Source organism: Paracoccus sp. M683 (assembly GCF_007096355.1).
In the GTDB taxonomy this organism is placed as follows: Bacteria; Pseudomonadota; Alphaproteobacteria; order Rhodobacterales; family Rhodobacteraceae; genus Paracoccus.
Genome location: NZ_VKDF01000014.1, coordinates 1 through 24741, shown reverse-complemented (window position 1 = coordinate 24741; position 24741 = coordinate 1). Strand labels below are relative to the sequence as shown.

The following is a 24741-nucleotide window of genomic DNA, read 5'->3' as shown; positions in this document are numbered from 1 at the left end:
CTGCCGAAAGGCATAGGCCCCTGTCGGCGGGCTGGCAATGCCAGCCGTTCACGGCGGGGTCACGCGCTTGTTTGGAACCGGCTGGATCATCGCCTGTTATCAATGCATCAACGGATCATTCCGAAGACAGGGAAAGGGACCTTCATGCGCCGGATCATTCACAATTCAACGGCGATTATCGCCTGCGCCGCGCTGCTGCTGCCGCAGATCGCCGCAGCCGAGCTGCGCCTGCCGAATGATCAGGCCAGAAGCGAGGCCTCGCGCCGGGCCGGGGTGATGCCCAACCTGGCCAATGCCCTGCAAATCGAGCTGGACAAGGGCCTGACCGCCGATGGGCTGATCTGCGCCAATGGCGATCCCCGCCCCTGCGGCGACAAGGTGCGGCTGCTGACGCCGCGCGGTGTCGCCGTACAGGTGACCCGGAACGGCACCATCATCCTTGCCCCGCGCAGCCAGCAGGTGAACCGCGCGGATGCCGCCGGCAATCTGACGCCGCTGCCCGATGTCCGGGGCGCATCCGCCAATCCCGCGGCCAATGCGGCGCAGGACGATCCCGAAGCGCTTGCCCGCGCCTTGCAGCGGCGGCTTGCCGATGGCGAGGCCGAGGCAACCGCGGAAAAGGCAGCACGCGCGATCCGCCGCAACGCGGTGCAGGATGAAACCGCAGCACCAGCGCCCGCCCCGCGCCAGCCCGGCCTGACTGGCAAGGTTCTAAACGACGCACAGGACCGCCGCACGCAGGCCGAGGCCGAGGCGCGGGCCGATGTTCAGGCACAGGCCGAGGCACGGGCGCGGGCCGAAAACCGCGCCGCACAACGGCCGGAACGACGCCCCGAGACCCGGCCCAATACCGCCCCTTCGGCCGAGACAACCGATTCGGTGGCCGGGGCGCTGGCGGCCGCGCTGGCCGCTGCCCAGCAGGACGGCGATGCAGCAAAGGGCGGCCAGCTGCGCCTGTCACAAGGCGAGGCCGCGCAGCGCCAGCGCAATGGCCAGCCTGGGCTGGCTGCGACGCTGGATCGCGAACTTGCCGCCGGACTGGCGGCGGACGATCTGGTCTGCCAGACGGGCGAGGCGCCGCCCTGCGCCGAAGGCGTCGCGCTGATGACGCCAAAGGGCGTCGCCGTTGCGTTGCGGGACAACCAGCTGACGATCCTGCCGATCGCGCGCCAGACCAATACGGTGGATGCCGCCGGCGCGGTCATCCCCCGCGCCCCCGAAGCCGACACGGTCGAGACCGTCGCCGCCAGGGAAGCCGCCAAAGAGGCGACCGCCCCTGCCGCCGCAGCGCTGGAGGCTGTTGACGGGGCCGGGCGTGTGGTCAAGGAACAGCGGGTGACCGACGAAAACACCCGCAGCTCGGCCGAGGATTTCGAAGCCAGCCTGCGCGCCGCGCTGGCACAGGCGGACCGGCCGGCCGGGACGGCAGATGGGCAGTCGAACACTGTGGCGGGATCGGATGATGACGACGACAACGATCTGGCCAAGGCGCTGATCCTTGGCCTTGGCGCGGTCGCCGTGGGCCAGATGCTGAACAACAACCGGCAGGTCGCGCTCAGCACGCCTGACCGGGTCGTCGTCCAGCGCCCCGATGGCAGCCAGGAGGTGATCAAGGACGAGGTCGCGCTTCTGCGCCAGCCGGGCAGCACCGTGACGACCGAGGATTTCGACGACGGCAGTTCCCGCACCATCGTCACCCGCGAGGATGGCAGCAAGGTGGTAACGATCCGCGATGCCGATCTGCGGGTGCTGCGCCGGACCCTGATCGCCGCCGATGGCAAGACCACCCGGCTGATCGACGACACAGCCGGGGTGCAGCCGGTCGACGTGGCCAGCCTGCCTGCCCCCGCCCCGGTGCTGCCGGCGACCGGCGGCACCCTGTCCGAGGAAGAACTGCGCGACGCCTTGCAGCGCGAGGCGAATATCGACCGCCGCTTTACCCTTGGCCAGATTCGCAACATCCCCGAGGTGCGCGCGCTGGTGGCCCCGGTGAATATCGACGCGATCACCTTTGATACCGGCTCGGCCGCGATCAACCCGGATCAGGCGCGGCAGCTGGCCGGGCTGGGTCGGGTGATTCAGGATGCCATCAACCGCAACCCGCAAGAGATCTTCATGATCGAAGGACATACGGACACGGTCGGCGCGGGCGCGATGAACCTGGCCCTGTCGGACCGTCGCGCGGAATCGGTCGCCCTTGCGCTTAGCGAATATTTCGACGTGCCGCCTGAAAACATCGTGGTTCAGGGCTATGGCGAGCAATTTCTGAAGGTCAGGGCCGAAGGCGATATCCGCGCGAATCGCCGCGCCTCGGTCCGCAGGATCACCGACCTGCTGCAAACCGCAACCGCCAACTAGGGCCATCGGGCACCGGATGAACAATACGAAAAAGGCCGCGGGGATACCGCGGCCTTTCTTATGCGTTTCAAGGCATTGCTGCCCATATTACAGAAAACGCGGGAACTCGATCTTGGGGCAGCGATCCTGGATCACGGTCACGCCCCGACGCCGGGCCTGTGCCGCCGCCGCATCGTCATAGACGCCAAGTTGGGTCCAGATCACCCGCAAACGCGGCAAATGGGCCAAAGCCTGGTCAACAATATCCTGCACGGCCTCGGAACGACGAAAGATATCAACCATCTCGACACCGGCCTCTGCCGGGATCGAGGCAAGGTCGGCAAAGACCTCTTCGTCAAGGATCTCGCTGCCCGCATGGCCCGGATTTACGGGAATCACACGGATGCCCTGCGATTGCAGGTAACGGGCGACGCCCCAGCTGGGGCGATCCTGATTCGGTGATAGGCCAACCATCGCAACAACGCGAATTTCGCGCGCGATTTCAGCGATTTCGCGGTCGATCAGATCGGACTGCTCGATGGTCATGGCAGCGCTTTGTGTCATGGCAGGTCCTCATCCAAAGGTTGCAACAGCCTCGCATATAAAAGGCGCCCGGTCCAGAAGTCTGGCCGGGCGCAAGTCGCGGAACGAGGGACAGTGATCCGAACATGACCGTTCCGGGGTCATGTTCTATAGTGATAAATGGGTGACGCGGACCAAAAGTTCCAGACCCGTCGCAGATTCGTGATGCCAGCGCTATTTCAGCGAAGCCCAGACCCTGCGCGCTTCCATCAGAATCGACTTGGGGTCCTGCATGAATCGGCGCTGATCGTCGTCGGAACGCAGCAGATAGACACGCTGGCCAATGATCACGAAATGGCGCGGGTCACCCGGCTCGCGCCGTCCATTGGACAGGGCCACGGGGCAAAAGCCGTTCAGCCCCGGCGCGAAGGATCGGGGATCGGCCTCGAACTGCGCGCGGTTCTCGACGCTGGCGAAATGCCAGATCATCCCCTTCCACATGGTCGAGATGTCATTGCGCCCCGGCACGGCACGCCCCTCGGACTGATAGCCGACAGGGTCAAAGCCACCAAGCGCCCAATCCTGCGACAGGGCGGGCGAGACATGGGACAGCAGCGCGAAAAGAACGATCAGCAGAGGCTTCATGGCAGGGTCGATTCTGGAACCCTGCAAATCTGGCAGCGCGGCGGGCGATTCTCAATGCGCTCGCGCAGGTTGTCGCGCTGATGTGACCTTACTGCCGCGTCGCTGCATAGAGTGCAACGGCCGCCGCGTTGGATACATTCAGCGATCCGAAATCGGCGGCATAGGGAATGCGGGTGATATAGTCGCACAACTCGATCGTTCGGTCGCGCATCCCCGGCCCTTCCGCGCCCAGCACCAGACAGACCGCCCGCCCCGGCAGATCGGCCAGCAGATCAGGCAGCATCTGTTCGCCGGTGCCATCCAGCCCGATCAGGATGAACCCCATTTCCTTCAGAGAGATCAGCGCATCCGCCAGATTGGGCACGCGCAGATACGGTTGCCGTTCCAGTGCGCCGGACGCCGTCTTGGCCAGCGCGCCGGTTTCGGGCGCAGAATGGCGGGCCGGCGCGATGACCGCGCGGGCACCGAACACTTCGGCCGAACGCAGGATCGCCCCGATATTATGCGGATCCGTCACCCGGTCCAGCGCCAGCAGCAGCGGCCGCGTCTCGCCGGGTGCCTCACGCAACGCAACCTCACTGATACTGCCCCATTTCAGCGGCCGAACCTCAAGCGCGGCGCCTTGATGCACGCTTTCGGCGGCCAGTGGGACGGTCTTGTCAAAGACGCGGGGATCGGTGATTTCCGGCTCGATCCCGGCCGTATCCTCGCCAAGCCTGTCCAGCGCGTTGCGTGTCACCACCAGCCGCAGCTTTTCCCGCGCCGGATTGGCCAGCGCATCGCGCACCGCATGCAGGCCGAACAGCCAGACTGTCTCGGCCGCCGAGGCGCGACGCGCGCGTTCCTTGTCGATCACCCATGTGGGCTTTTTCGGCTTCCCTGGCTTCTGGGTCATCAGATCCCCCTGCTGCTTTGATCCACATGGCGCACAAGCCATGTCGCGCGCAAGCCCCGGAAATCCGCTTGACGCCCCCCGACACGCCCGCTAATCACCGCTCACGCCGAAGCGTACGGCGGGCGACGAGCTGCAAGGTGCGGCAGCGGACTGTAACTCCGCCGGGGAGACCCATGCCTGGTTCGATTCCAGGGTCGCCCACCACTTTCCTTCAATTTTCAGGTCGTTTTGTGCTGATGCAGCCTGTGTCGGTGTTATGTTGACGTCCGACATCGAATGTTGCGACAGGCAACATGACAGGTAAAGTCGTGAAGATCGGCCGGGTTTCGATAGAATGACCATCGCCAGCCGGTTGCCCATGGATGGATTGCGTTGCAATCTGGGCTGAATGTTGTGGGCGAAATGCGATGACAAAGAATGTATTTCTAAGCGTTGGCGGCACCGCGAACGAAGCGCAGGAAAAATTCGTCGCCGCGCTTGAGGCCCGTCTGCGCGCCGAAGGACTGGTTCCGAACACGGTAGGCCGCAACACCTTTTCAGCGGATGCGCCGCTCAAGACCGTTGAAAATCTTATGTCCAGTTGCGACGGCACGATCGTTCTGGCCCTTGAACGAACCTTGTTGGAACGTGGCGTCGAACGGCGCGGGGGGCCGAAAGAACGTGCGCTTTCAGGCGTCAGGTTTGCGACCCCCTGGAACCAGATCGAGGCAGCGATGTCCTATGCCTACGGCAAGCCGCTGCTCGTTATCGTAGAGGATGGGGTGAAGGCCGAAGGTCTGCTTGAACCCGGCTATGACTGGTATGTTCAGAGCGTGCCATTGGAAACGGCAAGCCTGAACTCGATCGAATTCAATGGCGTTTTGGCGAGCTGGAAGCAAAAGATCAGTGCCTTGCCCGGAAAGGAAAAGCCTGCGGCGCCGTCGCCCGGCGACATGACGATAGCCGAGCTTGTCGGCGCGATGAAACCCAAGCAACTGTGGTCGCTGATTGGTGTAGCGTCCGGGGTCGTTGCAGGCGCGTTTGCATTCGGTGCCAAGCTGCTTCCGTAAAGATGCCTCGGGACAAGCCTGGACATCTGTGCCTGCCACCCCGCCAAACCCCGATCATGCGGCAAAACCGCGCTGCCTGCGCTGTGATTGTTGACGACCGGTGATAGCTGGCCTATCGCTGACAGATATGCGGAACTCTCGCTATGCGGGTGTTATTGTATTTAAACTTCCGCATGGATTGTTTGCGGTTGTTCGCGCCGGCAGTCCTCGGCGCAAGAGGTTACGATGACCAAAGCCCCAGCAAAGACTGGCAAGCGCCCCGGCAAGACCAAGGCGAAACCCGCGACGCCGTTCAACATCCTCATCGTCGCGCAATCGGGCAGGCTGGAACATCAGGCGCTGATCTTTGCCGCAAGCCTGCGGGCGATGTCCCCCGACTGGCAGGGCAGGCTGATCGTGGCCGAGCCGGAACCGGCCGGCGCATGGGAGGGGCATCAGACCATGATCGGCCCCGAACATCGCGCGCTGCTGACGCAGATGGGCGCGCAGATCACCCCTTTCAGGGCGCAGCATTTCGGCGCGTCTTACCCTCATGGCAACAAGATCGAGGCACTGGCCACCCTGCCCCCGGATCAGCCCTTCATGTTTTTTGACACGGATACGCTGATCCTGGGTGCGCTGGACCGGTTGCCGCTGGATTTCGATTGCCCCGCCGCCTCGATGCGACGCGAGGGAACCTGGCCGCTGCCGCCGATCTATGGGCCGGGCTATGGCCAGATCTGGCAGTCGATGTATCGCCGCTTTGGGTTGGATTACGACAGCACGCTGGACCTGTCTCAACCCGACGAGCATTGGGAACGCTATCTGTTTTTCAATGCCGGCTGGTTCTTCGGTGCCGACCCGGCCCGCTTCCATCAGCGTTTTCAGGACTGGGCGCTGACCATCCGCGATGATCCGCAGGACGAATTGGCAAATCAGGTGCTGGACCCGTGGCTGGATCAAGCCGTGTTGCCGCTGGTGATCCATTCCTTTGGCGGAGGCCGGCCCGGCCCTGATCTGGCCGGGCTGGATGGCGAGACGACCTGCCATTACCGCAACCTGCCGCTGCTTTACGCCCGCGAATCCGACAGGGCGGTCGAGGCGCTGGAATCGGCCACCGCGCCCAACCGGATCAAGCGGGTGCTGCGCGACTGGCAACCGGCGCGCAAGCTGATCTATCAGGGCAAGGGCCGCGACAAGGTCCGCCCGCTTTTCGCAGATACGCCTCTGCCCCCGCTGGAACGGCCGATCCGTCATCTGTTGAAGGAAAAGGGCTGGTGGCTGCTATAGTGCCGGGCCGGGGGCGGGGCCGGCATCGTGATCAGGGCGATGGCGGCTGTCGCCCATCGGCCGCATGGGCAATGACCGACGCGCGATCGGGAAGATCGGCGCCCTCCAGCAAGGCCAGCGCCAGCCAGCGGGCAACCTGAGGGGCGGCGACACTGGTTCCCGACATGTCTGCCCGGCTGCCCGACAGACAGCCATGGGCCATCACGCCAGAAACAAGCCGGCTGCGGTCAGATTGCGCCAGCAGATCGCCCGGACTGCCCGACAACAGAAGCCCCGAATACCGCGCGACTTCGCTGCCACTTGCCCCGGCCGTGGCGACGGTCACACCATTGCCGCCAATCGCCCCGCCCACGCGCAATTGGGTGTCGCCCGACCCATAGGCATTTGCCGTCCCCCGCCGACGCAGGACCGAGCGGGGATCGGCCGGGTCGTCGTCCAGCGGATGACCGGATGGTCCTTGCCCCTGATAGGCCTGATCGTAAAGCCGTGACTGCCGCCTTGTGCCGGGAAAGGTCGACAGCCGGTCATCGCGCTGCACGTCGATATCCATCACCGTCGCGGGCCCATCTGTCAGGGTCAGTTGCCAGAACCCGCTCGGCGCACCATGCAAGGCCCGGCTGTCCACGGGCAGGGTCGGCGCGGCGATCAGCGTCAGGCATTGGCGCCAGTAACGCTCGCCGCTTTGGCGCCGGCGGATCTGGCGGAACTGACGATAGGCGCGGGCGATCTCGACCCCGCCGGCCATCAGCTTGCTGATGCCGTCCCGCTGGTCGCAGAAATCGGTGGCTGCGACCTGCCCACCCGGCAGGGTCAGCGACAATTCGATCCCCGGCTGATCGCCGGGCTGCGCTTGCCTTGGGCCCCAGATCTCGACCACGTTCGGGGTGGGGTCATCGGGCGGGATCTGCCATTGGACCGATTGCCCCTTGGCGATCTGGCCATGCAGCCGTTCCAGCCGGTGATTGCCCGAGGGCAGCACGAAATGCACCGGATGCAGGTGATCGCGCGTGTTCAGCGCGATCAGGTCCTGCAATTGCACCAGACCCAGGCTGCCGTCGCGCGGCCCGGCGGTAACCCCATAGGACAGGTTGATCACCACCGGCACCGGCCCGACCCGACCCGCCGCCTGCAATCGGGCCGCCAGCCTGCGCGCGCGATTGACGATGAAGATGATCGCGGCCTGCACGAAATAGGGGGCAAAGGCGCCGGACGTATCGGCAACCAGATGATCGGGCAGGCTGACCGCGATGATGGGCAGGTTGCGGCTGTCGGGATCATCGGGCGACAACCCCGCCGCCAATCCGGCGACCGCCGCGCCATGGCTGATCCGCGCGGCCAGCCCCGGCCCAAGTCGCCGCCCCTCCCGCCCGTCGCGGCGCAGGCCAAGCGCGCCCGTCTGGCGATAGGTCTGTTCCTCGGACAGCAGGCCGCCATCGGGCCGCCGGCGCAGCAGATCCAGCCCGACCCCGCGCAATTCGCGCCCAAACGGCAGATCGCCCCCGGCCGATGCGGGCCGATCCGGTGCCGCCCCCTGCATCCAGATCGCGGCCACGCGGCTGTGACCCGAGGCCGTGGAAAAGGCGCGATGGGCAAAGGGGATGGCATGGTCGATCACGCCCATGATCACTGCCCGCACCGGGTCAGAGGGCATGGCCTGCGGCGACAAAAGCCCGCCCGTTCCGGTCCCGATCGCTGGCGAAAACCCGGTCAGCGCCATGGCATCGCCGCAATCGGCCAGCGCCAATTCGTCCAGAAGCGTCTGGAACAGCTGCTCATCCAGCAATGGCTGATCGGGCGGCTCTACCATTGGCTAGAATGTCCCCTCGATCAGCCGCGCCAGTGCCTCGCGCCGGCCAAGCTGTTCGGCAGGGTCATTTGCAACGGCCCCCGGCCCGCCCGGACCATAGGTCATGTAATGGGCCAAGGGCGAGGCATCTGCGGTAAAGCCGCGCAGATCCTCGGCCGAGGCCGGAACGAAACGTGGGCCTTCCCCGGCATCCGACGCTATCCCCATCTGCGCCCCCAATCCTCGATGGCCGCGCGCCACAGCTGGCCAGCGATCGGCGCGGGCAGGACCGAGACGCGCTCATACGATGTCAGCGCACGATGGCCGGTCATCGCATTGACCAGCTTATCAAGATAGAAATCGCCGTCATCGCCGCTTGCCGCATCGGGCCACATCCCGGCATCGAAGCCGATCGCGCGCACCATCGAATGTTCATCCACACCGCTCAGCGCGCCCATCCGCTGCAACAAGGTATTGGCCACCGTGATCCCCAGCAACGCACCGGCCGCGCTGTCGATCGGATAGTGCACCCCCGCGACCGTGCGATTCGCGGCAATCCGAGCGGCCATGCGGAACAGCTGGTTATCGGCGGCGGGCACGACCTCGCCCCCCGGCTGGCTGCGGTTCAGAGCCGCAAGGATCGTGGCCATGCTGAAGGCCTGCGTGGCATGGCCGCTTGGATAGCTGCCATGGGTGGGGGTGTCGATCAGCGGCTGCAACCGGTCCGAAAACAACAGCGGCCTGCGGCAGCCGATCAGCAGCTTGACCCGCTGGACGATGGACGAGGTGACGGCATCGGTCACCGCCAGCAGGGAAACCACCCGGCGCGTCTGCGGCGCCCCCAGAAAGGGCAGCAATGGCGCAAAGAACGGAACGATATCCTGCGCCTGCGCGATGATTTCGGGCAGGCGCTCAAGCCGCAGATCGGCATAGCCTGCGATCAGCGCAAGCTGATCCCGCAGCAGCGCGTCCGACGGTGCTTGCAGCTGGAACAGGACCTGAGGATCGCCGTCAACCGACCGAACGGTGACCTGAACCTGCTCGGCCGGATCGGTCTGGCTGCCGGTGACGCGAAAATCCTCCATCAACTCGCCGGCAAGGATGGCGATGGCAAATCGGGGATCCAGATTCTCCAGCCGCTGAAACTGGGTCTGCTTGCGCGGCGGCCCTTCGACCGTGTCCAGCGCACCACCGCCGACAATGCCATCGCGGGCCAGCGCCACCGCAAGCGCCAGCTGATAGCTGTCAATTCCGCCTCCTGAATTCTGGTGGGCTTGATGCGCCTGTTGCGCTTGGTGGGCCTGATGCGCCTGATGCGCTTGCAGAAGACTAAGCAATGACATTGTGAACCTGGCTCTGTGGTCGGGCATTCCCTAATGATCACACCATGTTAACATGAAAGTGGTTTGGGAATTGAGGAATTTGAAACCGCGCCCATGGGACTGACCCTTTACCTTCTGGGTCCGATTCGACTGGTGTGCCCGGCAAGGGGCGACGCCACGCCCTCTGGCCAAAAGGCCCGTGCGGTGCTGGCGCTTCTTGGGACGGCGCATGGATTGCGCATGGCCAGATCCCAGTTGCAGGACAAATTATGGAGTGACAGCCCCCCCGACCGTGGATCGGCCAGCCTGCGACAAGCGCTGCGCGAGATCAGGCAGGCCCTGGGTGATTCGCGCGCGGCCCTGATCGCCGGCGTTGGTTGGGTCGGACTGGATGCGGCGCAGATCGCCGTCGATCTGGACCATCCCTATCAGAACGGGTTGGCCAAGGCCGAGTTTGCGGCGGACCTGGACATTCGTGACCCGGAATTCGACGACTGGCTGCGCGACATGCGGATGCAGTTCGAGAACCGGCCAGGTCCTTCCGCCCGGCCAGAAGCCACCCAGCCAGCTGCCGTCGCCGAACCGCCACCTGCCCCGCCGCTGGCCACCGCCCCGACACAACTGCTGAAATTGCTTGTCGGACCGCCTGCGGCATTGGATATGCGGGCCAGGCTTGGCGCCACCGTGCTGCTGCAAGAGGCCTGCTGGCGGGCGGCGGAACTGCTGCCGGCCGAGATGATCCAGGATGACGGTGGCACCGCACGCGCCGAAGACAACCCCGGCCCCGCGCTGGAGGTCTCGGCCGTGGCCTCGCAGCAGGGTCAGCATATCGTCGTTCTGGTCTCGATCCGGCAGGCCGGCACGCGACGCGCGGCGACGGTGCGTCGCTTTGCCTGGCCGGCCGATCAGGAACTGGATCACATGCCGCAGGCGATCCGGCAACTGACGGTCGAGCTGTTGGCATCGGCAAAGCCCCTGGCCATGCGCGAAAACGCCATCACCCTGTGGGATGTGTTCGAGTTCGATCAGGCCCGTTTGGCTGATACCGACATGCAGTTGCAACGGCTTCAGGAAGAACATGTCCTGCGCGCCGGCACATTCATGGCGCTGCGGGCCTATATCCGCTCAACGCTGGTGATCGAGCGGCTTGTCCCTGACCCCGCAGCCACCCTGGAAGAGGCCGAGGAAATCGCCACCCTTGCGCGGATCGCGGCGCCCGGAAACGCGACGGTTCTGGGCATATCGTCGATCCTGATGACGCTGGCCGGCAAGAGTGACATCGCCCGCGAATTTGCCCTGCTGGCCGAACAGGCCGATCCGCAGGAAAGCTTTGGCCGGCTGGCCAAGTCGCAGGCCTTGTTGGATGGCGGCATGGGCGAAGCTGCCTATTCCAATATCGAAAGCATGCGGGCCAGCCTGCTGGCCTCGGTCGCGCCGGCCACCTGGTTGATGCGCCGGGCGATGACCGAGGTGCGGCTTGGCTTGTTCGAAAAGGCCGAGCTGTCCACCGCAACGGCCCACGCCTTCGCCCCGACCAACCATGCGGCGCTGCGGTTTCTGGGTGCGCTGCGATCCGCACGGGGCGATGACGAAGGCGCCGCAAACAGCTTTGCCAAGCTGCGCCTGCTGGAACCCGGATTCGAGCCGGCATTCCTTGCCAATCCGAATTACCCGGCAGGGACGCTGCGTGCGGCGGGGCTGATCAAGGGTTAATCACCCGCGCAGCCTTGATCAACAGCGCCCGGTAAAGACGTGGCCGCCGCCGGCAGCGGGGCGAATGTCGATCTCGGCCGGCTTTCCGCCACCGCATTCCATACTGGCCGCCTGCGCCGCCACCTCGTCGCGCGTCCAGGCCGACCCCGCACTGCCACGGAAGGAACCGCCCGACAGCGTGTCGATGCTCAGCTCATTGGCGCCAACCGCGCCCGCAGCCGCGGGCTGGGCCGCACCCGGCTGCGGCGGGGGCGGCGCGCCGCAAGCCGTCAGCAAGGCCAAGACACCAATCGCCGCGTATCGCATTCTCATCTGCCCGTCCCCCACTGCAACAATCGCGCCCGCAGGTTCCCACCGCATCTGCCACGCGGTCAACCCCGCGCCGCCCGCCCTGAAACGAAAAACGCCCCGCTTGCGGCGGGGCGTTGATCCTGTCGATCGGGCTGGCCTGACGGCTTAGCCTTTTTCTTCGATGATGACGGCCAGATGCGGGATCTTGGCGACCATTCCGCGCACGGCCGGGGTATCTTCCAGCTCGCGGGTGCGGTTCATCTTGTTCAGGCCCAGGCCTTTCAGCGTCTCGCGCTGGATGGCGGGGCGGCGGATCGGCGAGCCGATCTGCTTGACGACGATGGTTTTAGCCATTGCAGCCTCTCCTTACGCTTCGACAGCGGCGTCAGCCGGCTTGTCGTTCGAGCCCAGGATGTCGGCCACCTTCTTGCCGCGACGCTGCGCGACCGAGCGGGGGCTGGCTTCCTGCTTCAGACCGTCCAGAGTGGCGCGGATCATGTTATAGGGGTTCTGCGAGCCAAGCGACTTCGCAACAACGTCCTGAACGCCCAGCATCTCGAACACGGCGCGCATCGGACCGCCGGCGATGATGCCGGTGCCCGGAACGGCGGTGCGCATCACGACGCGGCCCGCACCGTGGCGGCCTTCGATGTCGTGGTGCAGGGTGCGGCCGTCACGCAGCGGCACGCGGACCATGTTGCGCTTGGCCTGCTCGGTTGCCTTGCGGATCGCCTCGGGGACCTCTTTGGCCTTACCCTTGCCGAAGCCGACGCGGCCACGCTGATCGCCGACAACGACGAGTGCAGCAAAGCCAAAGCGCTTGCCGCCCTTGACGGTCTTCGAGACGCGGTTGATCGCGACCAGACGATCGGCGAATTCCGGGGTTTCCTCGCGCTCTTCGCGGCGGCCCCGACGGTTTTCACGTTCTGCCATATGGCATTCCTTCATATCTGGCGCGATCCGCGCCGTTAAATCCGATCCCGGTGGATACAACATCCCCGGATCATCGGGATGGCGCGGCCCAAGGGACACGCCACCCACAAGATCAGAACTTCAGACCGCCTTCGCGGGCTGCGTCGGCCAATGCCTTGACCTTGCCGTGGAACAGGAAGCCACCGCGATCGAAGATCACCTCTTCGACGCCCGCCTTCTTGGCCCGCTCGGCAATGGCCGCGCCGATCTTGGCGGCGGCCTCGACGTTGTTCTTGCCCACAACGCCCAGATCCTTCTCCAGCGTGCTGGCCGAGGCCAGGGTCACGCCGTTCAGGTCGTCGATGACCTGAACCGAGATGTTCTTCGACGAACGGTGAACCGACAGACGCGGGCGGCCATTGGCCTGGGCCCGCAACTTGTTCCGCACGCGCAGGCGGCGCTTCTGGAACAGCTCTAGTTTTTTCAGTGCCATTTTTGCGCCCCTTACTTCTTCTTGCCTTCCTTGCGGAAGACATATTCGCCCTTGTAGCGAATGCCTTTGCCCTTATAGGGCTCGGGCTGACGCCACTCGCGGATATTTGCGGCAACCTGACCGACCAGCTGCTGGTCGATGCCTTCCACGACGATCTCGGTCTGCTTGGGCGAGGTGATCGTCACCCCGTCCGGCGTTTCGAAATTCACTTCGTGGCTGTAACCAAGCGACAGCTTCAGGGTCTTGCCCTGCATCGCGGCCCGGTAACCGACGCCCTGGATTTCCAGCTCTTTCTTGAAGCCTTCCGAAACGCCAACCGTCAGGTTCTCGACCATGCTGCGGGTCATGCCCCACTGCTGGCGCGCACGCTTCGACAGGCCGCGCGGCTTCACCGAAACCGCACCGTCTTCCAGAACCAGATCGACATCGTCGGTCGCGGTGAAGGAACGGCTGCCCTTCGGACCCTTGACCTCGATGGTCTGGCCCTTGATCTCGGCCGTAACGCCCTTGGGCAGTTCGACCGGCTTTTTACCAATACGAGACATCCTGCCCTCCTTAGAACACGGTGCAGAGGACTTCGCCGCCGACATTGGCGTTGCGAGCCGCTGCATCCGTCATCACGCCTTTCGGCGTCGAGACGATGGAGACACCCAGACCCTGACGGACCTGCGGGATTTCCTTGGCGCCGGCATAGACGCGACGGCCGGGCTTCGACACGCGTGCCAGCGTGCGGATGACCGGGGCGCCATCGTGATACTTCAGCCCGATTTCCAGCTCTTTATGGCCTTCGGGCGTGGTCACTTCGTCATAGCCACGGATGTAGCCTTCGGATTTCAGCACATCCAGAACCCAAGCGCGCAGCTTGCTGGCCGGGGTGCGGACGGTCGATTTGCCGCGCATCTGAGCGTTGCGGATGCGGGTCAGCATATCGCCGAGAGGATCGTTCATATTCATTTTCGCCCCCTTACCAGCTGGATTTGACCAGACCGGGGATCTTGCCGTTCGAGCCAAGCTCGCGCAGCATGATCCGCGACAGTTTCAGTTTGCGGTAATACGCATGCGGACGACCGGTCAGTTGGCACCGGTTGTGCAGGCGCGTCGCCGAGGAGTTGCGCGGCAGTTCGGCCAGCTTCAGCGAAGCCTTGAACCGCTCTTCCATCGGCAGGTCCTGGTTGCGGACCACCTCGGCCAGCGCGGCGCGCTTGGCGGCGAACTTCTTGACCAGTGCTTCGCGCTTCTTCTCGCGCTCGACCATGGATTTCTTAGCCATATCGTCTTTCCCTCCGCGATCAGCTGTTGAACGGCATGTTGAACAGTTTCAACAGCGACTTCGCTTCCGCGTCGGTCTTCGCGGTGGTGCAGATGATGATGTCCATCCCCAGAACTTCGTCGACCTTGTCGAAGTTGATTTCCGGGAACACGATCTGTTCCTTCAGGCCCATGGCATAGTTGCCACGACCATCGAAGGACGAGCCCTTCACGCCGCGGAAGTCGCGGACGCGGGGCAGCGCGATGTTGATCAGGCGATCGAGGAATTCGTACATCCGGTCGCCACGCAGCGTCACCTTGGCACCAAGCGGCATTTCCTCGCGAACGCGGAAGCCCGCGATCGAGTTCTTGGCCTTCGTGATGACAGCTTTCTGACCGGCGATCAGCGACAGTTCCTCGGCGCCCTGCTTGACCTTCTTGGTGTCGCGGACAGCCTCGCCGATGCCCATGTTCAGGACGATCTTGTCCAGCTTGGGGATCTGCATGTCGTTCTTATAGCCGAACTCTTCCTTCAGGGCAGCGCGAATGGCTTCGCGATACTGGGCCTTCAGGCGCGGGGTGTATTTGGATTGGTCCAGCATCAGATCACGTCTCCCGTGGTCTTGGCGAAACGGACCTTCGCATCACCTTCCACGCGGAAGCCAACGCGGGTCGCTTTGCCGTTCTTGTCCAGCAGAGCCAGGTTCGACAGGTCGATCGGCATGGCAACCGGAATACGGCCACCCTGCGATGCCTGGGTCTGACGACGGTGACGGATGGCGATGTTGACGCCATCAACCACGGCCTTGTTCTCTTTCGGGAACACGGCGGTGATTTCACCCTGCTTGCCCTTGTCCTTGCCGGTCAGCACGACGACCTTGTCGCCTTTTTTCAGCTTGGCAGCCATTACAGCACCTCCGGCGCGAGCGAGATGATCTTCATGAAGTTCTTGGCGCGCAGCTCACGAACGACCGGCCCGAAGATACGGGTGCCGACCGGTTCGCCCTGGTTGTTCAGGATGACGGCGGCGTTGCGGTCGAAACGGATCGAGGTTCCGTCTTCGCGCGTGACTTCTTTTGCGGTGCGCACGACGACGGCTTTACGCACGTCGCCCTTTTTGACGCGGCCCCGCGGGATGGCTTCCTTGACGGATACGACAATGATGTCGCCCACCGACGCATAGCGACGGTGCGAACCACCCAGGACCTTGATGCACTGAACCCGGCGTGCGCCAGAGTTGTCAGCAACATCCAGATTGGTCTGCATCTGGATCATTTGGTTTCTCCCGACCTTTGGGGACTTACGCGTTCAGCCCCAGGGTTTCGATTGGTCTGGCCCGATTTCAGGCGCAGGATCAGGCGGTCGCCTGCTCCTCCGTCAGAACGGTCCAGCGTTTGGTTTTCGAAATCGGCGCGCATTCGATGATGCGAACGGTGTCACCGATCTTGAACTGGTTTTCCGCGTCATGCGCCCGGTATTTCTTGGACGAACGGACGGTTTTGTGCAGCAGCGGGTGCTTGAAGCGGCGCTCGACCAGAACGGTGACGGTCTGTTCGTTCTTGTCGCTGACGACCGTGCCTTGCAGGATGCGTTTGGGCATATCGGTCCCCTCAGTTCGACGCAGCGGCTTCCGCCGCTTTCTGGTTCAGAATGGTTTTCACACGCGCAACGTCGCGGCGCACGGCGCGCATACGGGCGGTGGATTCCAGCTGGCCGGTGGCCTGCTGGAAGCGAAGGTTGAACGCTTCTTTCTTCAGCGCGACAAGCTGATCCTTCAGCTGGTCGGGCGTCTTGTCTTTCAGTTCCTGCGCTTTCATGCGCCTCTTTCCTTTCAACATCACCGGAGAGCCCCGCTTGCACGGGCCACCCTGATTCCGGTGGAGTTTCGTGATGAAGGCTGGCTCATACACACTGTTGAGAGTGTTGGCAACCTATCGCTAAGGAATTTCGTGCCCACGAAGGTCGGTCCGCTCCAAAAATTTAAAAGCAATAATAAGGCTTGATGTGCGTTAATTTATCAGTTATACAGAGATTACTTATCATTCAAATGGAGGCTTTTGATGGAAGAAGGTGAAATTGAGTTTGAAAACTTTGCCGAGCTGTCTGAGTTGGTAGACAAATGGCAAGGGGTCGTGACGTGTAGCATGGAACTCCTTCGTGACGCGGCCGGGGCGCAAAAGCTCGGCAAGCACGTGGTGAAGGGCATCAGCGATGAACTGGCGAAGAGGGGGCTACGCCACTATCCGAAGGACCTTCCTTTGGTTCAGTGGGAATCTGCGCGCATATATCGTGTCGGCACGCCCGCAGGAAAATTGATCGCCGCAGTGTTAGACATCGACGACGAGGATAGTAATGCGGAAATTCGTCGCATGGCCGGAGGCGATGATGCTGAGCGAATTCAGCGAATCAGGGAAATAGTTTGCGACTAAAGAGAGAGGCCCCGCCGGTCGCCCGGCGGGGCCTGTCGTCAGATGCGCGCAGGGCGCAATTTTTTTACCAGTCGGCGCGTTCGACGATACGACATTTGATCGGCAGCTTCATCGCACCAAGGCGCAGGGCCTCGCGCGCGGTGACGTCGTTCACGCCGTCGATTTCGAACATGATCCGGCCGGGATGCACGCGGGCAGCCCAGAAATCGACCGAACCCTTGCCTTTACCCATCCGCACTTCGGTCGGCTTCGAGGAAACCGGCACGTCCGGGAAAATCCGGATCCAGACCCGGCCCTGACGCTTCATGTGGCGGGTGATCGCGCGGCGGGCCGCTTCGATCTGGCGGGCGGTTACACGCTCTGGCTCGGTCGCTTTCAGCGCGAACGAGCCAAAGTTAAGCTCGAAACCGCCCTTGGCTTCGCCGTGGATGCGGCCCTTGAACTGTTTGCGGAACTTCGTCCGTTTCGGTTGCAGCATCTTTCTTTCTCCTTACCGGGCGTCGCGGCGCGGACCGCGAGGGGCCGGGCCTTCCTGAGCCTCGGCCGCGCGGCGGTCACGGGCCTGCGGATCATGTTCCATGATCTCGCCCTTGAAGATCCACACCTTCACCCCGATGATCCCATAGGGGGTCGTGGCTTCCGACAGCGCATAGTCGATATCGGCGCGCAGGGTATGCAGGGGCACACGGCCCTCGCGATACCATTCGGTCCGCGCGATTTCTGCACCGCCAAGACGACCGGCGACGTTCACACGGATGCCCAGGGCACCCATGCGCATCGCGTTCTGCACCGCACGCTTCATCGCACGACGGAAGCTGACGCGACGCTCAAGCTGCTGGGCGATCGATTCGGCCACCAGTTGCGCGTCCAGTTCCGGCTTGCGAACTTCGACGATGTTCAGCGAAACTTCGCTGTCGGTGAACTTGGCCACCTTCTTCTTCAGCTCTTCGATATCGGCGCCTTTTTTGCCGATGATCACGCCCGGACGTGCAGCATGGATCGTGACGCGGCACTTCTTGTGCGGACGCTCGATGATCACGCGGCTGATGCCGGCCTGCTTGGCTTCGGTGTGGATGAAGTCCCGGATCTTCAGGTCTTCAAGCAGCAGATTGCCGTAGTCCTTGTCATCCGCATACCAGCGGCTGTCCCAGGTGCGGTTGACCTGGAGGCGCATCCCGATGGGGTTAACCTTCTGACCCATTACGCTTGCTCCTCAATCTGGCGCACCTTGATGGTGATTTCCGAGAACGGCTTCATGATCTTGCCATAGCGGCCACGGGCACGCGGGCGACCGCGCTTCATGACCAGGTTCTTGCCAACCCAGGCTTCGGCGACGATCAGGCTGTCGACGTCCAGACCATGGTTGTTTTCAGCATTGGCGATGGCCGACTGAAGGCATTTCTTCACGTCACCGGCGATGCGCTTGTGCGAGAAGGTCAGGTCGGCCAAAGCCTTGTCCACCTTCTTGCCACGGATCAGCTGCGCGACAAGATTCAGCTTCTGCGGCGAGGTGCGCAGCATCTTGGTCTTCGCGAAAGCTTCGTTTTCCGCCACGCGGCGCGGATTCTGTTCCTTACCCATGACGATTACTTCCTCTTGGCTTTCTTGTCCGCCGCGTGACCGTAATAGGTCCGGGTCGGCGAGTATTCACCGAATTTCTGGCCGATCATTTCCTCGGTGACGTTCACCGGGATATGCTTGTGGCCGTTATAGACACCGAAGGTCAGGCCGACAAATTGCGGCAGAATGGTCGAGCGACGCGACCAGATCTTGATGACATCCGACTTGCCCGCATCGCGGGCCTTCTCGGCCTTGCGCAGCACATAGGCGTCGACAAAAGGCCCTTTCCAAACAGAACGTGCCATGGATTAGCGCCCCTTCTTCTTCGCATGACGCGACCGCAGGATATACTTGTCGGTCGCTTTGTTGCTGCGCGTCTTCTTGCCCTTGGTGTCCTTGCCCCAGGGCGTAACCGGCGTGCGGCCACCCGAGGTCCGGCCCTCACCACCACCATGCGGGTGGTCGATCGGGTTCATGGCGACACCGCGGACAGACGGGCGGATGCCCTTGTGGCGGTTGCGGCCGGCTTTACCAAGGTTCTGGTTCGAATGGTCGGCATTCGACACAGCGCCAATGGTTGCCATGCATTCCTGGCGAACCAGACGCAGTTCGCCCGAGGACAGGCGGATCTGGGCATAGCCACCGTCACGGCCGACAAACTGGGCATAGGTGCCAGCCGAACGCGCGATCTGACCGCCCTTGCCGGGCTTCAGTTCCACGTTGTGAACGATCGTGCCGATCGGCATGCCGCTGAAGGGCATGGCGTTACCGGGCTTCACGTCGACCTTGGCGCCTGCGATGACGCTGTCGCCAACGGCCAGACGCTGCGGAGCCAGGATATAGGCCTGCTCGCCGTCTTCATACTTGACCAGTGCGATGAACGCGGTGCGGTTGGGATCGTATTCGATCCGCTCGACCGTCGCCGCCACGTCGAACTTGGTGCGCTTGAAATCGACGATGCGATACAGGCGCTTTGCCCCGCCACCCTGGCGGCGCATGGTGATCCGTCCGGTGTTGTTCCGGCCGCCCTTCTTGGTCAGACCCTCGGTGAGGGACTTGACCGGACGACCTTTCCAAAGCTCCGAACGGTCGATCAGAACCAGCCCGCGCTGGCCAGGCGTCGTCGGTTTATACGACTTCAATGCCATCTTTCTGTCTTCCGTTGCTTTGGTCCCTGCCCCGCGAACGGGGTGAAGGGTCCGTTTCAGTCAAAAATCGCGCGGCCCCCGTTTCGCACGGGGGCCGCAGATTCGCGGCTGTCTATCAGAGGCCCGTCGAGACGTCGATAGAGTTGCCTTCTTCCAGCGTCACATAGGCTTTCTTGACATCGCTGCGGACGCCCTTGATGCCCCGGAAACGCTTGGTCTTGCCTTTGGTGATGGTGGTGTTGACCGCCTTCACCTTCACCCCGAACAGCGCCTCGACAGCAGCCTTGATTTCAGGCTTGCTGGCCGATTTCTGAACCTGGAACACAACACCGTTGTTTTCCGAGGTCATGGTCGCTTTTTCGGTGATGATCGGCTTGACGATCACATCATACTGTTCTGCTTTCGCGCTCATTTCAGGCGAGCCTCCAGAGCTTCGACACCAGCGCGCGTGATCACCAGCGTGTCACGCTTGAGGATGTCATAGACATTGGCACCCATCGAGGGCAGCACATCGACGCCTTCGACGTTGCGGGCGGCGCGGGCAAAGCCCTCGTTCACCTCGGCGCCGTCGATGACCAGGACACGCTTCCAGCCGTTCTCGCGAACCGCCTTGGCGACGGCCGAGGTCTTGGCATCAGCCAGATCCAGGCTGTCCACGATGACCAGTTCACCCGCGACGGCCTTGGCCGACAGCGCGTGACGCAGACCCAGGGCCCGCACCTTCTTGGGCAGGTCAAAGGCGTGGCTGCGCGGGGTCGGGCCCTTGTAGACACCACCGTGACGGAAGATCGGGGCCTTCTTGGAACCGTGACGTGCGCCGCCGGTGCCCTTCTGGCGATAGATCTTCTTGGTCGAATAGCTGACCTCGGACTTGCCCAGCACCGAATGGGTGCCGGCCTGAGCCTTGGCGCGCTGCCAGCGCACGACGCGTTGCAGGATGTCGCCGCGCGGCTCCAGCCCGAAGATCTCGTCGGCCAGCTCGATGGACCCGGCCTTACCGGAGTCCAGCTTGATCACATCGAGTTTCATTCCTTGTCTCCTTCGGGCGCAGCATCGCCACCGGCAGCCTTGTCAGCCTCGATCGAGGCCTGGGCATCGGCTTCGGCAGCAGCCTGTGCAGCGGCTTCGGCTTCGGCCGCGGCCTTGCGGGCGGCTTCTTCCTCGGCGGCGGCGGCGGCGGCAGCTTCGTCGGCCAGACGTTTTGCTTCGGCGGCAGCCGAACGCAACGCGGCGGGATAGATCAGGTTGTCAGGCGTCGCCTTCTTGACGGCGTCCTTGACGGTGACCCAGCCACCTTTCGAACCCGGAACCGAACCCTTGACCATGATCAGGCCACGGTCGGCATCGGTGCGGACAACTTGCAGGTTCTGGGTCGTGACGCGCACAGCACCCAGATGACCAGCCATTTTCTTGCCCTTGAACACCTTGCCGGGGTCCTGGCACTGGCCGGTCGAACCATGCGAACGGTGGCTGATCGACACGCCGTGCGAGGCGCGCAGACCACCGAAGTTGTGGCGCTTCATGGCGCCCGCAAAGCCCTTACCGATCGAGGTGCCGGCGATATCGACGAACTGACCGGCGAAGTAATGGTCAGCCGTGATTTCCTCACCGACATTGATCAGGTTTTCTTCGGCCACGCGGAATTCCGCGATCTTGCGCTTGGGCGCGACCGAGGCTTTCGCGAAATGGCCGCGCAGCGCGGCAGTGGTCCGCTTGGCCTTGGCGTCGCCCGCACCCAGCTGAACGGCGACATAGCCGTCACGCTCGGTGGTGCGCTGCGCCACGACTTGCAGATTGTCCAGTTGCAGGACGGTAACGGGAACCTGACGGCCGTCCTCAAGGAACAGCCGGGTCATGCCCAGTTTCTTGGCGATGATACCAGTACGCAGCATGATGCCCCCTTAGACTTTGATCTCGACATCCACGCCAGCGGCGAGGTCGAGCTTCATCAGGGCGTCAACGGTCTGCGGGGTCGGATCGACGATATCCAGCAGACGCTTGTGGGTACGGATTTCCCACTGGTCGCGCGATTTCTTGTCGATATGGGGGCCACGCAGAACGGTAAATTTCTCGATCTTGTTCGGCAGCGGGATGGGGCCACGAACGGTCGCACCGGTGCGCTTGGCAGTGTTCAGGATTTCCTGGGTGCTGGCATCCAGCACGCGGTAATCGAACGCCTTGAGCCGGATACGAATGGTCTGACTTTGCATAGTCAATCCCTCTCACGGGGAGTTTCAGTTGAGAGGCTGACCACGCACCACGCGCCGCCAGCGTCGAACCGCATAAAAAAATTGCAAGGCCGCCCCCATAGCGGGCGGCCCTGGCAATGGCAACCGATTCCTTGAGGAAGGGATGCGATGGCGGGCTTATGGAGTAAACCTGCGGCAGCGTCAAGCCGTTGGCTGCGTCACCTGACACAACCGATCAAACCGGGATTGATCGGACCAGCCGGGCCCGAAACCAGCCAGCAAGATCCGCATATCCCAACTCGCCCGACGCGACCTGCACAACAAGATCATCTACCGGCGCATCGTCAGGGATGCCAAGCACATAACCGCCCCTGTCGATCGGCAGTTCGACCGGCAACCGCGCCGTCAGCTTGTTCGCGTCAACGAACCCATGATTGCCAACCATGCTGTGCAGCAGCGCGGCACATTTCTGGTCGATCCGATGGTGATAGCCTGAATAGGGCCGGGCCAGTCCTGACTGGATCAGGTGCAGGCTGCTGGTCCCTTCACGGCCACCAAAGGTCAGCGCCTCGTCATGCAATGCGATTGCATCGGCAAGCATGACCCGATAGTGCCGCCTGGCGATCTGCCAGTCTCCGCAGCGCGGCGCCGCGCTTGTCCGCGGTTTTCCTGACCGATGACAGGGTTTCGGCGCTTACCTTTCCTCTGGCTCCATCGTTGGTCTGAACCTCGCTGAACTGCCCGGTCTGAGCGTCCCGCTTGATCCAACCTCCCTTCACGGGCGTGACAATCCTTGTAGGTTTCTTCATCATCATACCCAGTAGAACTGTCAGTTTCCCTGCAAAGATGGCGCGCGCCAGCGCAGGATGCGAAATCTGTGCGGCGCGGTCCTGAACGCCCCGCCCTATGCCTTTCGCCAGCCATTTTCGCCATAACTCAATTCTGATACCTCGGGCTCCCCGAACCCCGCCTGCCCCATCGGCGCAATATGCCGCTCGATGCGCAGGTCATCGCCGTCAAAGTCCAGCACCGCGAACTCGTTCTGCAAATCGGTCTCGCGCGCGCAAAGTGCCGTCCCCGCCTGAACTTGCAACAGATGCCGATGGCCAAGGTCCAGCAGCTCCTCGGCCGCCCACCGATGCAGATGGCCCGACAGCGCCACCCGCACACCTGCTGCCTCGAACCGGGCCAGCGCATCGGGGGCGTCGCGGGCCAGTTCCTTGTCGACCTGCGGCAATTGCTGAAGCGGATGGTGCAGCGCGACGATGTTCACCTCAGGCACCGCGATGCTGGCGGTGATGCGGTCGACATCCTCGCCATGCACGACGCCGCGCTGCCAGGCAAGGGGATCAACACTGTTCACGCCAAAGACCCGCGCCCGGCAGGCCACCTTTGCGGGCGCGCGGTCGGGGCTGATCTGCCGGTCATATTCGGCATAGGGCCACAGAAACCGCACCGGGATATTATACAGCGGCACGTCGTGATTGCCCGGCACCGCCATCAGCGGGGCCGTGATGCGCGACAGGAACTTCGCAGCAGCTTCAAACTGCTCTGGCCGGCCGCGATGCGTCAGATCGCCGGTCACGACCACCAGATCCACCCGGGCGGCATTCACACGTTCCAGCAGCGGGCCGACCAGCGCCGCGCGATGGAAGCCGAAATGCAGGTCGGAAAGATGCAGAATGCGGGTCAAGCCTCGGCCTCCGCCGTCTTGTTACGGCCATCAGCGGGGACCAGCACCTTCAACTCTTCATGCCGGACCTTCAGACGCAGGGGCGCCATCATCACCGATTTTTCGCCGTCATGCGCGACAAGCTGGCGCTTTTTCGGTGTGTCGATGGTCAGTTCATCCGTCAGGATCAGGTCGAAATCGCTGTCCTGCGCCGAAAACCCCATCGCCAGCCGCAGGGCCGAGCGCATCAGCGGCAGCGGTTTTCGCGCCTTGGCGATCAGCACCGCGAACTGACCGTCGCGGGTCGCATCGGCGCCCTCCAGCCCGAAACTGTCCAGCTGAAAGGCGCTGCGGGCGACAAAGACCAGCGCGGTGGTGAAGTGCTTTTCCTCGCCCTCGATCCGCGCGGTCAGGTCCATTGGACGGCGCAGCCGGCGCATGGCCACCAGCACCGACCAATAGGCGGCGATCCGGGACCGGCCCCAACGGCGATAGATGCTTTCTCGGGTCTTCAGTATATGCGGATAGGCGCCAAGGCTGACATTGTTCAGAAAGACCAGCCCCTCTATATCACCGATATCCACCTGCCGGACCTTGGCATCGCTGATGGTGTCCAGCGCGTCCTCAAGCGTTTCGCCGACGCCCAGATCACGCGCGAAATAGTTGAAGGTGCCGCCGGGAATGACGCCCATCACCGTGTCGGTGCCCGACAGCGCACCGGCCACGGCCGATTGCGTGCCATCGCCGCCCGCCGCGACGACGATGTCGAAACCATCATCCACCACCTGCTGCGTCAGCCGGACGATATCGCCCCCATGCGCCGTCTGGCGCAGATCGAATTCGGCGCAATGCGGTTCCAGCGCCTCGCGGATGGTCTTCTTGAAGGCATCGTCATCCTTGCTTCCCGAACCCAGGTTCAGGATGACGCAAAGACGCTTGTCGGACAGATCAATTGGGTTATCGGGCATGGTGTCCTGCTGTGTTCAAGGTTCAGGACACAACCCGCGTGTGGCGGAGGGGTTTCACCTGATCGCCCGCAGCCGCCGCAACGAAAAAGACCGCCCCTTTCGGAGCGGCCCTTGTTCTTGTCCCGGCAAGGTGCGTGCAAGCACGCACCCTACGTCATCACTTGATGATCTTCGACACCACGCCGGCGCCGACCGTGCGGCCGCCTTCGCGGATCGCGAAGCGCAGCTTTTCTTCCATCGCGATCGGGGCGATCAGCTCGACCTCGAACTTCAGGTTGTCGCCCGGCATCACC

At 63.3% G+C, this 24741-nt stretch carries 35 protein-coding genes, 1 tRNA gene and 1 pseudogene; 6 read left to right on the top strand and 31 right to left on the bottom strand.

Going from position 1 to position 24741, the window contains the following annotated elements:
• The first annotated feature begins 144 nt into the window (after positions 1–144).
• Positions 145–2358 carry an OmpA family protein gene (locus FNJ84_RS22470; RefSeq protein ID WP_255471288.1) on the top strand — a complete coding sequence of 738 codons (2214 nt, stop codon included), beginning with the start codon at positions 145–147 and terminating at the stop codon, positions 2356–2358.
• 87 nt (positions 2359–2445) lie between these two features.
• Here FNJ84_RS22470 and FNJ84_RS18215 read toward each other — a convergent pair whose 3' ends face one another.
• The 3 genes from FNJ84_RS18215 to FNJ84_RS18205 all read right to left on the bottom strand — a co-directional run bounded on the left by FNJ84_RS18215 (position 2446) and on the right by FNJ84_RS18205 (position 4399).
• Positions 2446–2901, bottom strand: coding sequence for a CoA-binding protein (locus tag FNJ84_RS18215; protein ID WP_255471287.1), 456 nt, complete (start codon positions 2899–2901; stop codon positions 2446–2448).
• A 192-nt stretch (positions 2902–3093) separates the two neighbouring features.
• Complete coding sequence (locus tag FNJ84_RS18210) at positions 3094–3504, bottom strand: YHS domain-containing (seleno)protein (protein ID WP_143794701.1); 411 nt, start codon at positions 3502–3504, stop codon at positions 3094–3096.
• Positions 3505–3592: 88 nt separating this feature from the next.
• Positions 3593–4399 carry an RNA methyltransferase gene (locus FNJ84_RS18205; RefSeq protein ID WP_143794700.1) on the bottom strand — a complete coding sequence of 269 codons (807 nt, stop codon included), beginning with the start codon at positions 4397–4399 and terminating at the stop codon, positions 3593–3595.
• A 120-nt stretch (positions 4400–4519) separates the two neighbouring features.
• On the opposite strand from FNJ84_RS18205, the gene FNJ84_RS22075 reads away from it, so the two are divergent.
• From FNJ84_RS22075 to FNJ84_RS18195, 3 genes are all read left to right on the top strand, one after another.
• Positions 4520–4603 (top strand) — tRNA-Tyr (locus FNJ84_RS22075).
• Between the two features lie 203 nt (positions 4604–4806).
• Positions 4807–5448, top strand: coding sequence for a hypothetical protein (locus FNJ84_RS18200; protein ID WP_143794699.1), 642 nt, complete (start codon positions 4807–4809; stop codon positions 5446–5448).
• A gap of 225 nt (positions 5449–5673) precedes the next feature.
• Positions 5674–6717: a hypothetical protein gene (locus FNJ84_RS18195; RefSeq protein WP_255471286.1), complete on the top strand. Its 1044-nt coding sequence runs from the start codon at positions 5674–5676 to the stop codon at positions 6715–6717.
• Between the two features lie 31 nt (positions 6718–6748).
• Here the strand turns inward: FNJ84_RS18195 and FNJ84_RS18190 are convergent, their stop codons facing one another.
• Genes FNJ84_RS18190 through FNJ84_RS18180 form a run of 3 tightly spaced genes read right to left on the bottom strand, consistent with a single transcriptional unit; the run spans position 6749 to position 9846 of the window.
• Positions 6749–8524 carry a hypothetical protein gene (locus tag FNJ84_RS18190; RefSeq protein WP_143794698.1) on the bottom strand — a complete coding sequence of 592 codons (1776 nt, stop codon included), beginning with the start codon at positions 8522–8524 and terminating at the stop codon, positions 6749–6751.
• A 3-nt stretch (positions 8525–8527) separates the two neighbouring features.
• Positions 8528–8731, bottom strand: coding sequence for a hypothetical protein (locus FNJ84_RS18185; RefSeq protein WP_143794697.1), 204 nt, complete (start codon positions 8729–8731; stop codon positions 8528–8530).
• The gene (locus tag FNJ84_RS18180; RefSeq protein WP_185968597.1) at positions 8722–9846 is read right to left on the bottom strand and encodes a phosphatase PAP2 family protein; all 1125 of its coding nucleotides are present in this window, start codon (positions 9844–9846) and stop codon (positions 8722–8724) included. Before FNJ84_RS18180 ends, FNJ84_RS18185 begins: the two co-directional genes overlap by 10 nt.
• Positions 9847–9939: 93 nt before the next feature.
• On the opposite strand from FNJ84_RS18180, the gene FNJ84_RS18175 reads away from it, so the two are divergent.
• Positions 9940–11538: an SARP family transcriptional regulator gene (locus FNJ84_RS18175; protein ID WP_143794695.1), complete on the top strand. Its 1599-nt coding sequence runs from the start codon at positions 9940–9942 to the stop codon at positions 11536–11538.
• A gap of 18 nt (positions 11539–11556) precedes the next feature.
• Here the strand turns inward: FNJ84_RS18175 and FNJ84_RS18170 are convergent, their stop codons facing one another.
• The 12 genes from FNJ84_RS18170 to rpmC form a co-directional block, all read right to left on the bottom strand.
• Complete coding sequence (locus tag FNJ84_RS18170) at positions 11557–11850, bottom strand: hypothetical protein (RefSeq protein ID WP_143794694.1); 294 nt, start codon at positions 11848–11850, stop codon at positions 11557–11559.
• Between the two features lie 144 nt (positions 11851–11994).
• The gene (gene rpmD / locus FNJ84_RS18165) at positions 11995–12183 is read right to left on the bottom strand and encodes a 50S ribosomal protein L30 (protein ID WP_101499580.1); all 189 of its coding nucleotides are present in this window, start codon (positions 12181–12183) and stop codon (positions 11995–11997) included.
• Between the two features lie 12 nt (positions 12184–12195).
• The gene (rpsE, locus tag FNJ84_RS18160) at positions 12196–12762 is read right to left on the bottom strand and encodes a 30S ribosomal protein S5 (protein WP_143794693.1); all 567 of its coding nucleotides are present in this window, start codon (positions 12760–12762) and stop codon (positions 12196–12198) included.
• A 112-nt stretch (positions 12763–12874) separates the two neighbouring features.
• Complete coding sequence (gene rplR / locus FNJ84_RS18155) at positions 12875–13234, bottom strand: 50S ribosomal protein L18 (protein WP_143794692.1); 360 nt, start codon at positions 13232–13234, stop codon at positions 12875–12877.
• An 11-nt stretch (positions 13235–13245) separates the two neighbouring features.
• Positions 13246–13779 carry a 50S ribosomal protein L6 gene (gene rplF, locus FNJ84_RS18150; RefSeq protein ID WP_143794691.1) on the bottom strand — a complete coding sequence of 178 codons (534 nt, stop codon included), beginning with the start codon at positions 13777–13779 and terminating at the stop codon, positions 13246–13248.
• 10 nt (positions 13780–13789) lie between these two features.
• Positions 13790–14188, bottom strand: coding sequence for a 30S ribosomal protein S8 (gene rpsH, locus FNJ84_RS18145; protein ID WP_185968596.1), 399 nt, complete (start codon positions 14186–14188; stop codon positions 13790–13792).
• Positions 14189–14198: 10 nt separating this feature from the next.
• On the bottom strand, positions 14199–14504 hold the full coding sequence (rpsN, locus tag FNJ84_RS18140) for a 30S ribosomal protein S14 (RefSeq protein ID WP_143794689.1): 306 nt from the start codon (positions 14502–14504) through the stop codon (positions 14199–14201).
• Positions 14505–14523: 19 nt separating this feature from the next.
• Positions 14524–15084: a 50S ribosomal protein L5 gene (rplE, locus tag FNJ84_RS18135; protein ID WP_143794688.1), complete on the bottom strand. Its 561-nt coding sequence runs from the start codon at positions 15082–15084 to the stop codon at positions 14524–14526.
• Positions 15084–15389 carry a 50S ribosomal protein L24 gene (gene rplX / locus FNJ84_RS18130; protein WP_143794687.1) on the bottom strand — a complete coding sequence of 102 codons (306 nt, stop codon included), beginning with the start codon at positions 15387–15389 and terminating at the stop codon, positions 15084–15086. The genes rplE and rplX overlap by 1 nt, the downstream gene beginning before the upstream one ends.
• The gene (rplN, locus tag FNJ84_RS18125; RefSeq protein ID WP_090746457.1) at positions 15389–15757 is read right to left on the bottom strand and encodes a 50S ribosomal protein L14; all 369 of its coding nucleotides are present in this window, start codon (positions 15755–15757) and stop codon (positions 15389–15391) included. Before rplN ends, rplX begins: the two co-directional genes overlap by 1 nt.
• 79 nt (positions 15758–15836) lie before the next feature.
• Positions 15837–16082 (bottom strand): 30S ribosomal protein S17, encoded by a 246-nt coding sequence (gene rpsQ / locus FNJ84_RS18120; RefSeq protein WP_143794686.1) that lies wholly within the window; start codon positions 16080–16082, stop codon positions 15837–15839.
• Between the two features lie 10 nt (positions 16083–16092).
• Positions 16093–16299 (bottom strand): 50S ribosomal protein L29, encoded by a 207-nt coding sequence (rpmC, locus tag FNJ84_RS18115; protein ID WP_143794685.1) that lies wholly within the window; start codon positions 16297–16299, stop codon positions 16093–16095.
• Between the two features lie 243 nt (positions 16300–16542).
• Between rpmC and FNJ84_RS18110 the strand changes: the two genes are divergently transcribed.
• Entirely contained in the window at positions 16543–16911 is a 369-nt protein-coding gene (locus FNJ84_RS18110) for a hypothetical protein (protein WP_143794684.1), read from the top strand.
• A gap of 64 nt (positions 16912–16975) precedes the next feature.
• Here the strand turns inward: FNJ84_RS18110 and rplP are convergent, their stop codons facing one another.
• From rplP to tuf, 13 genes and pseudogenes are all read right to left on the bottom strand, one after another.
• Positions 16976–17389, bottom strand: a complete 414-nt coding sequence (gene rplP, locus FNJ84_RS18105) for a 50S ribosomal protein L16 (protein WP_143794683.1) — start codon at positions 17387–17389, stop codon at positions 16976–16978.
• A 12-nt stretch (positions 17390–17401) separates the two neighbouring features.
• Positions 17402–18112 carry a 30S ribosomal protein S3 gene (gene rpsC, locus FNJ84_RS18100; RefSeq protein WP_143794682.1) on the bottom strand — a complete coding sequence of 237 codons (711 nt, stop codon included), beginning with the start codon at positions 18110–18112 and terminating at the stop codon, positions 17402–17404.
• Positions 18112–18492, bottom strand: coding sequence for a 50S ribosomal protein L22 (gene rplV, locus FNJ84_RS18095; RefSeq protein ID WP_143794681.1), 381 nt, complete (start codon positions 18490–18492; stop codon positions 18112–18114). Before rplV ends, rpsC begins: the two co-directional genes overlap by 1 nt.
• 5 nt (positions 18493–18497) lie before the next feature.
• On the bottom strand, positions 18498–18776 hold the full coding sequence (rpsS, locus tag FNJ84_RS18090) for a 30S ribosomal protein S19 (protein ID WP_143794680.1): 279 nt from the start codon (positions 18774–18776) through the stop codon (positions 18498–18500).
• Positions 18777–18779: 3 nt separating this feature from the next.
• Entirely contained in the window at positions 18780–19619 is an 840-nt protein-coding gene (gene rplB, locus FNJ84_RS18085; protein ID WP_143794679.1) for a 50S ribosomal protein L2, read from the bottom strand.
• Positions 19620–19734: 115 nt separating this feature from the next.
• A complete protein-coding gene (locus FNJ84_RS18080; protein WP_143794678.1) occupies positions 19735–20031 on the bottom strand; it encodes a 50S ribosomal protein L23 in 297 nt (98 codons plus the stop codon).
• Positions 20028–20648, bottom strand: coding sequence for a 50S ribosomal protein L4 (gene rplD, locus FNJ84_RS18075; RefSeq protein ID WP_143794677.1), 621 nt, complete (start codon positions 20646–20648; stop codon positions 20028–20030). The genes FNJ84_RS18080 and rplD overlap by 4 nt, the downstream gene beginning before the upstream one ends.
• Complete coding sequence (rplC, locus tag FNJ84_RS18070) at positions 20645–21511, bottom strand: 50S ribosomal protein L3 (protein ID WP_143794676.1); 867 nt, start codon at positions 21509–21511, stop codon at positions 20645–20647. Before rplC ends, rplD begins: the two co-directional genes overlap by 4 nt.
• 9 nt (positions 21512–21520) lie before the next feature.
• Positions 21521–21829: a 30S ribosomal protein S10 gene (rpsJ, locus tag FNJ84_RS18065; protein ID WP_101459506.1), complete on the bottom strand. Its 309-nt coding sequence runs from the start codon at positions 21827–21829 to the stop codon at positions 21521–21523.
• Between the two features lie 214 nt (positions 21830–22043).
• Positions 22044–22409 (bottom strand): type II toxin-antitoxin system death-on-curing family toxin, encoded by a 366-nt coding sequence (locus FNJ84_RS18060; protein WP_143794675.1) that lies wholly within the window; start codon positions 22407–22409, stop codon positions 22044–22046.
• A 303-nt stretch (positions 22410–22712) separates the two neighbouring features.
• A complete protein-coding gene (locus tag FNJ84_RS18055; protein ID WP_143794674.1) occupies positions 22713–23501 on the bottom strand; it encodes a metallophosphoesterase in 789 nt (262 codons plus the stop codon).
• Entirely contained in the window at positions 23498–24448 is a 951-nt protein-coding gene (locus FNJ84_RS18050; protein ID WP_143794673.1) for a diacylglycerol kinase family protein, read from the bottom strand. The genes FNJ84_RS18055 and FNJ84_RS18050 overlap by 4 nt, the downstream gene beginning before the upstream one ends.
• 157 nt (positions 24449–24605) lie before the next feature.
• Positions 24606–24741, bottom strand: a pseudogene (gene tuf, locus FNJ84_RS18045) (elongation factor Tu); the annotation flags it as partial.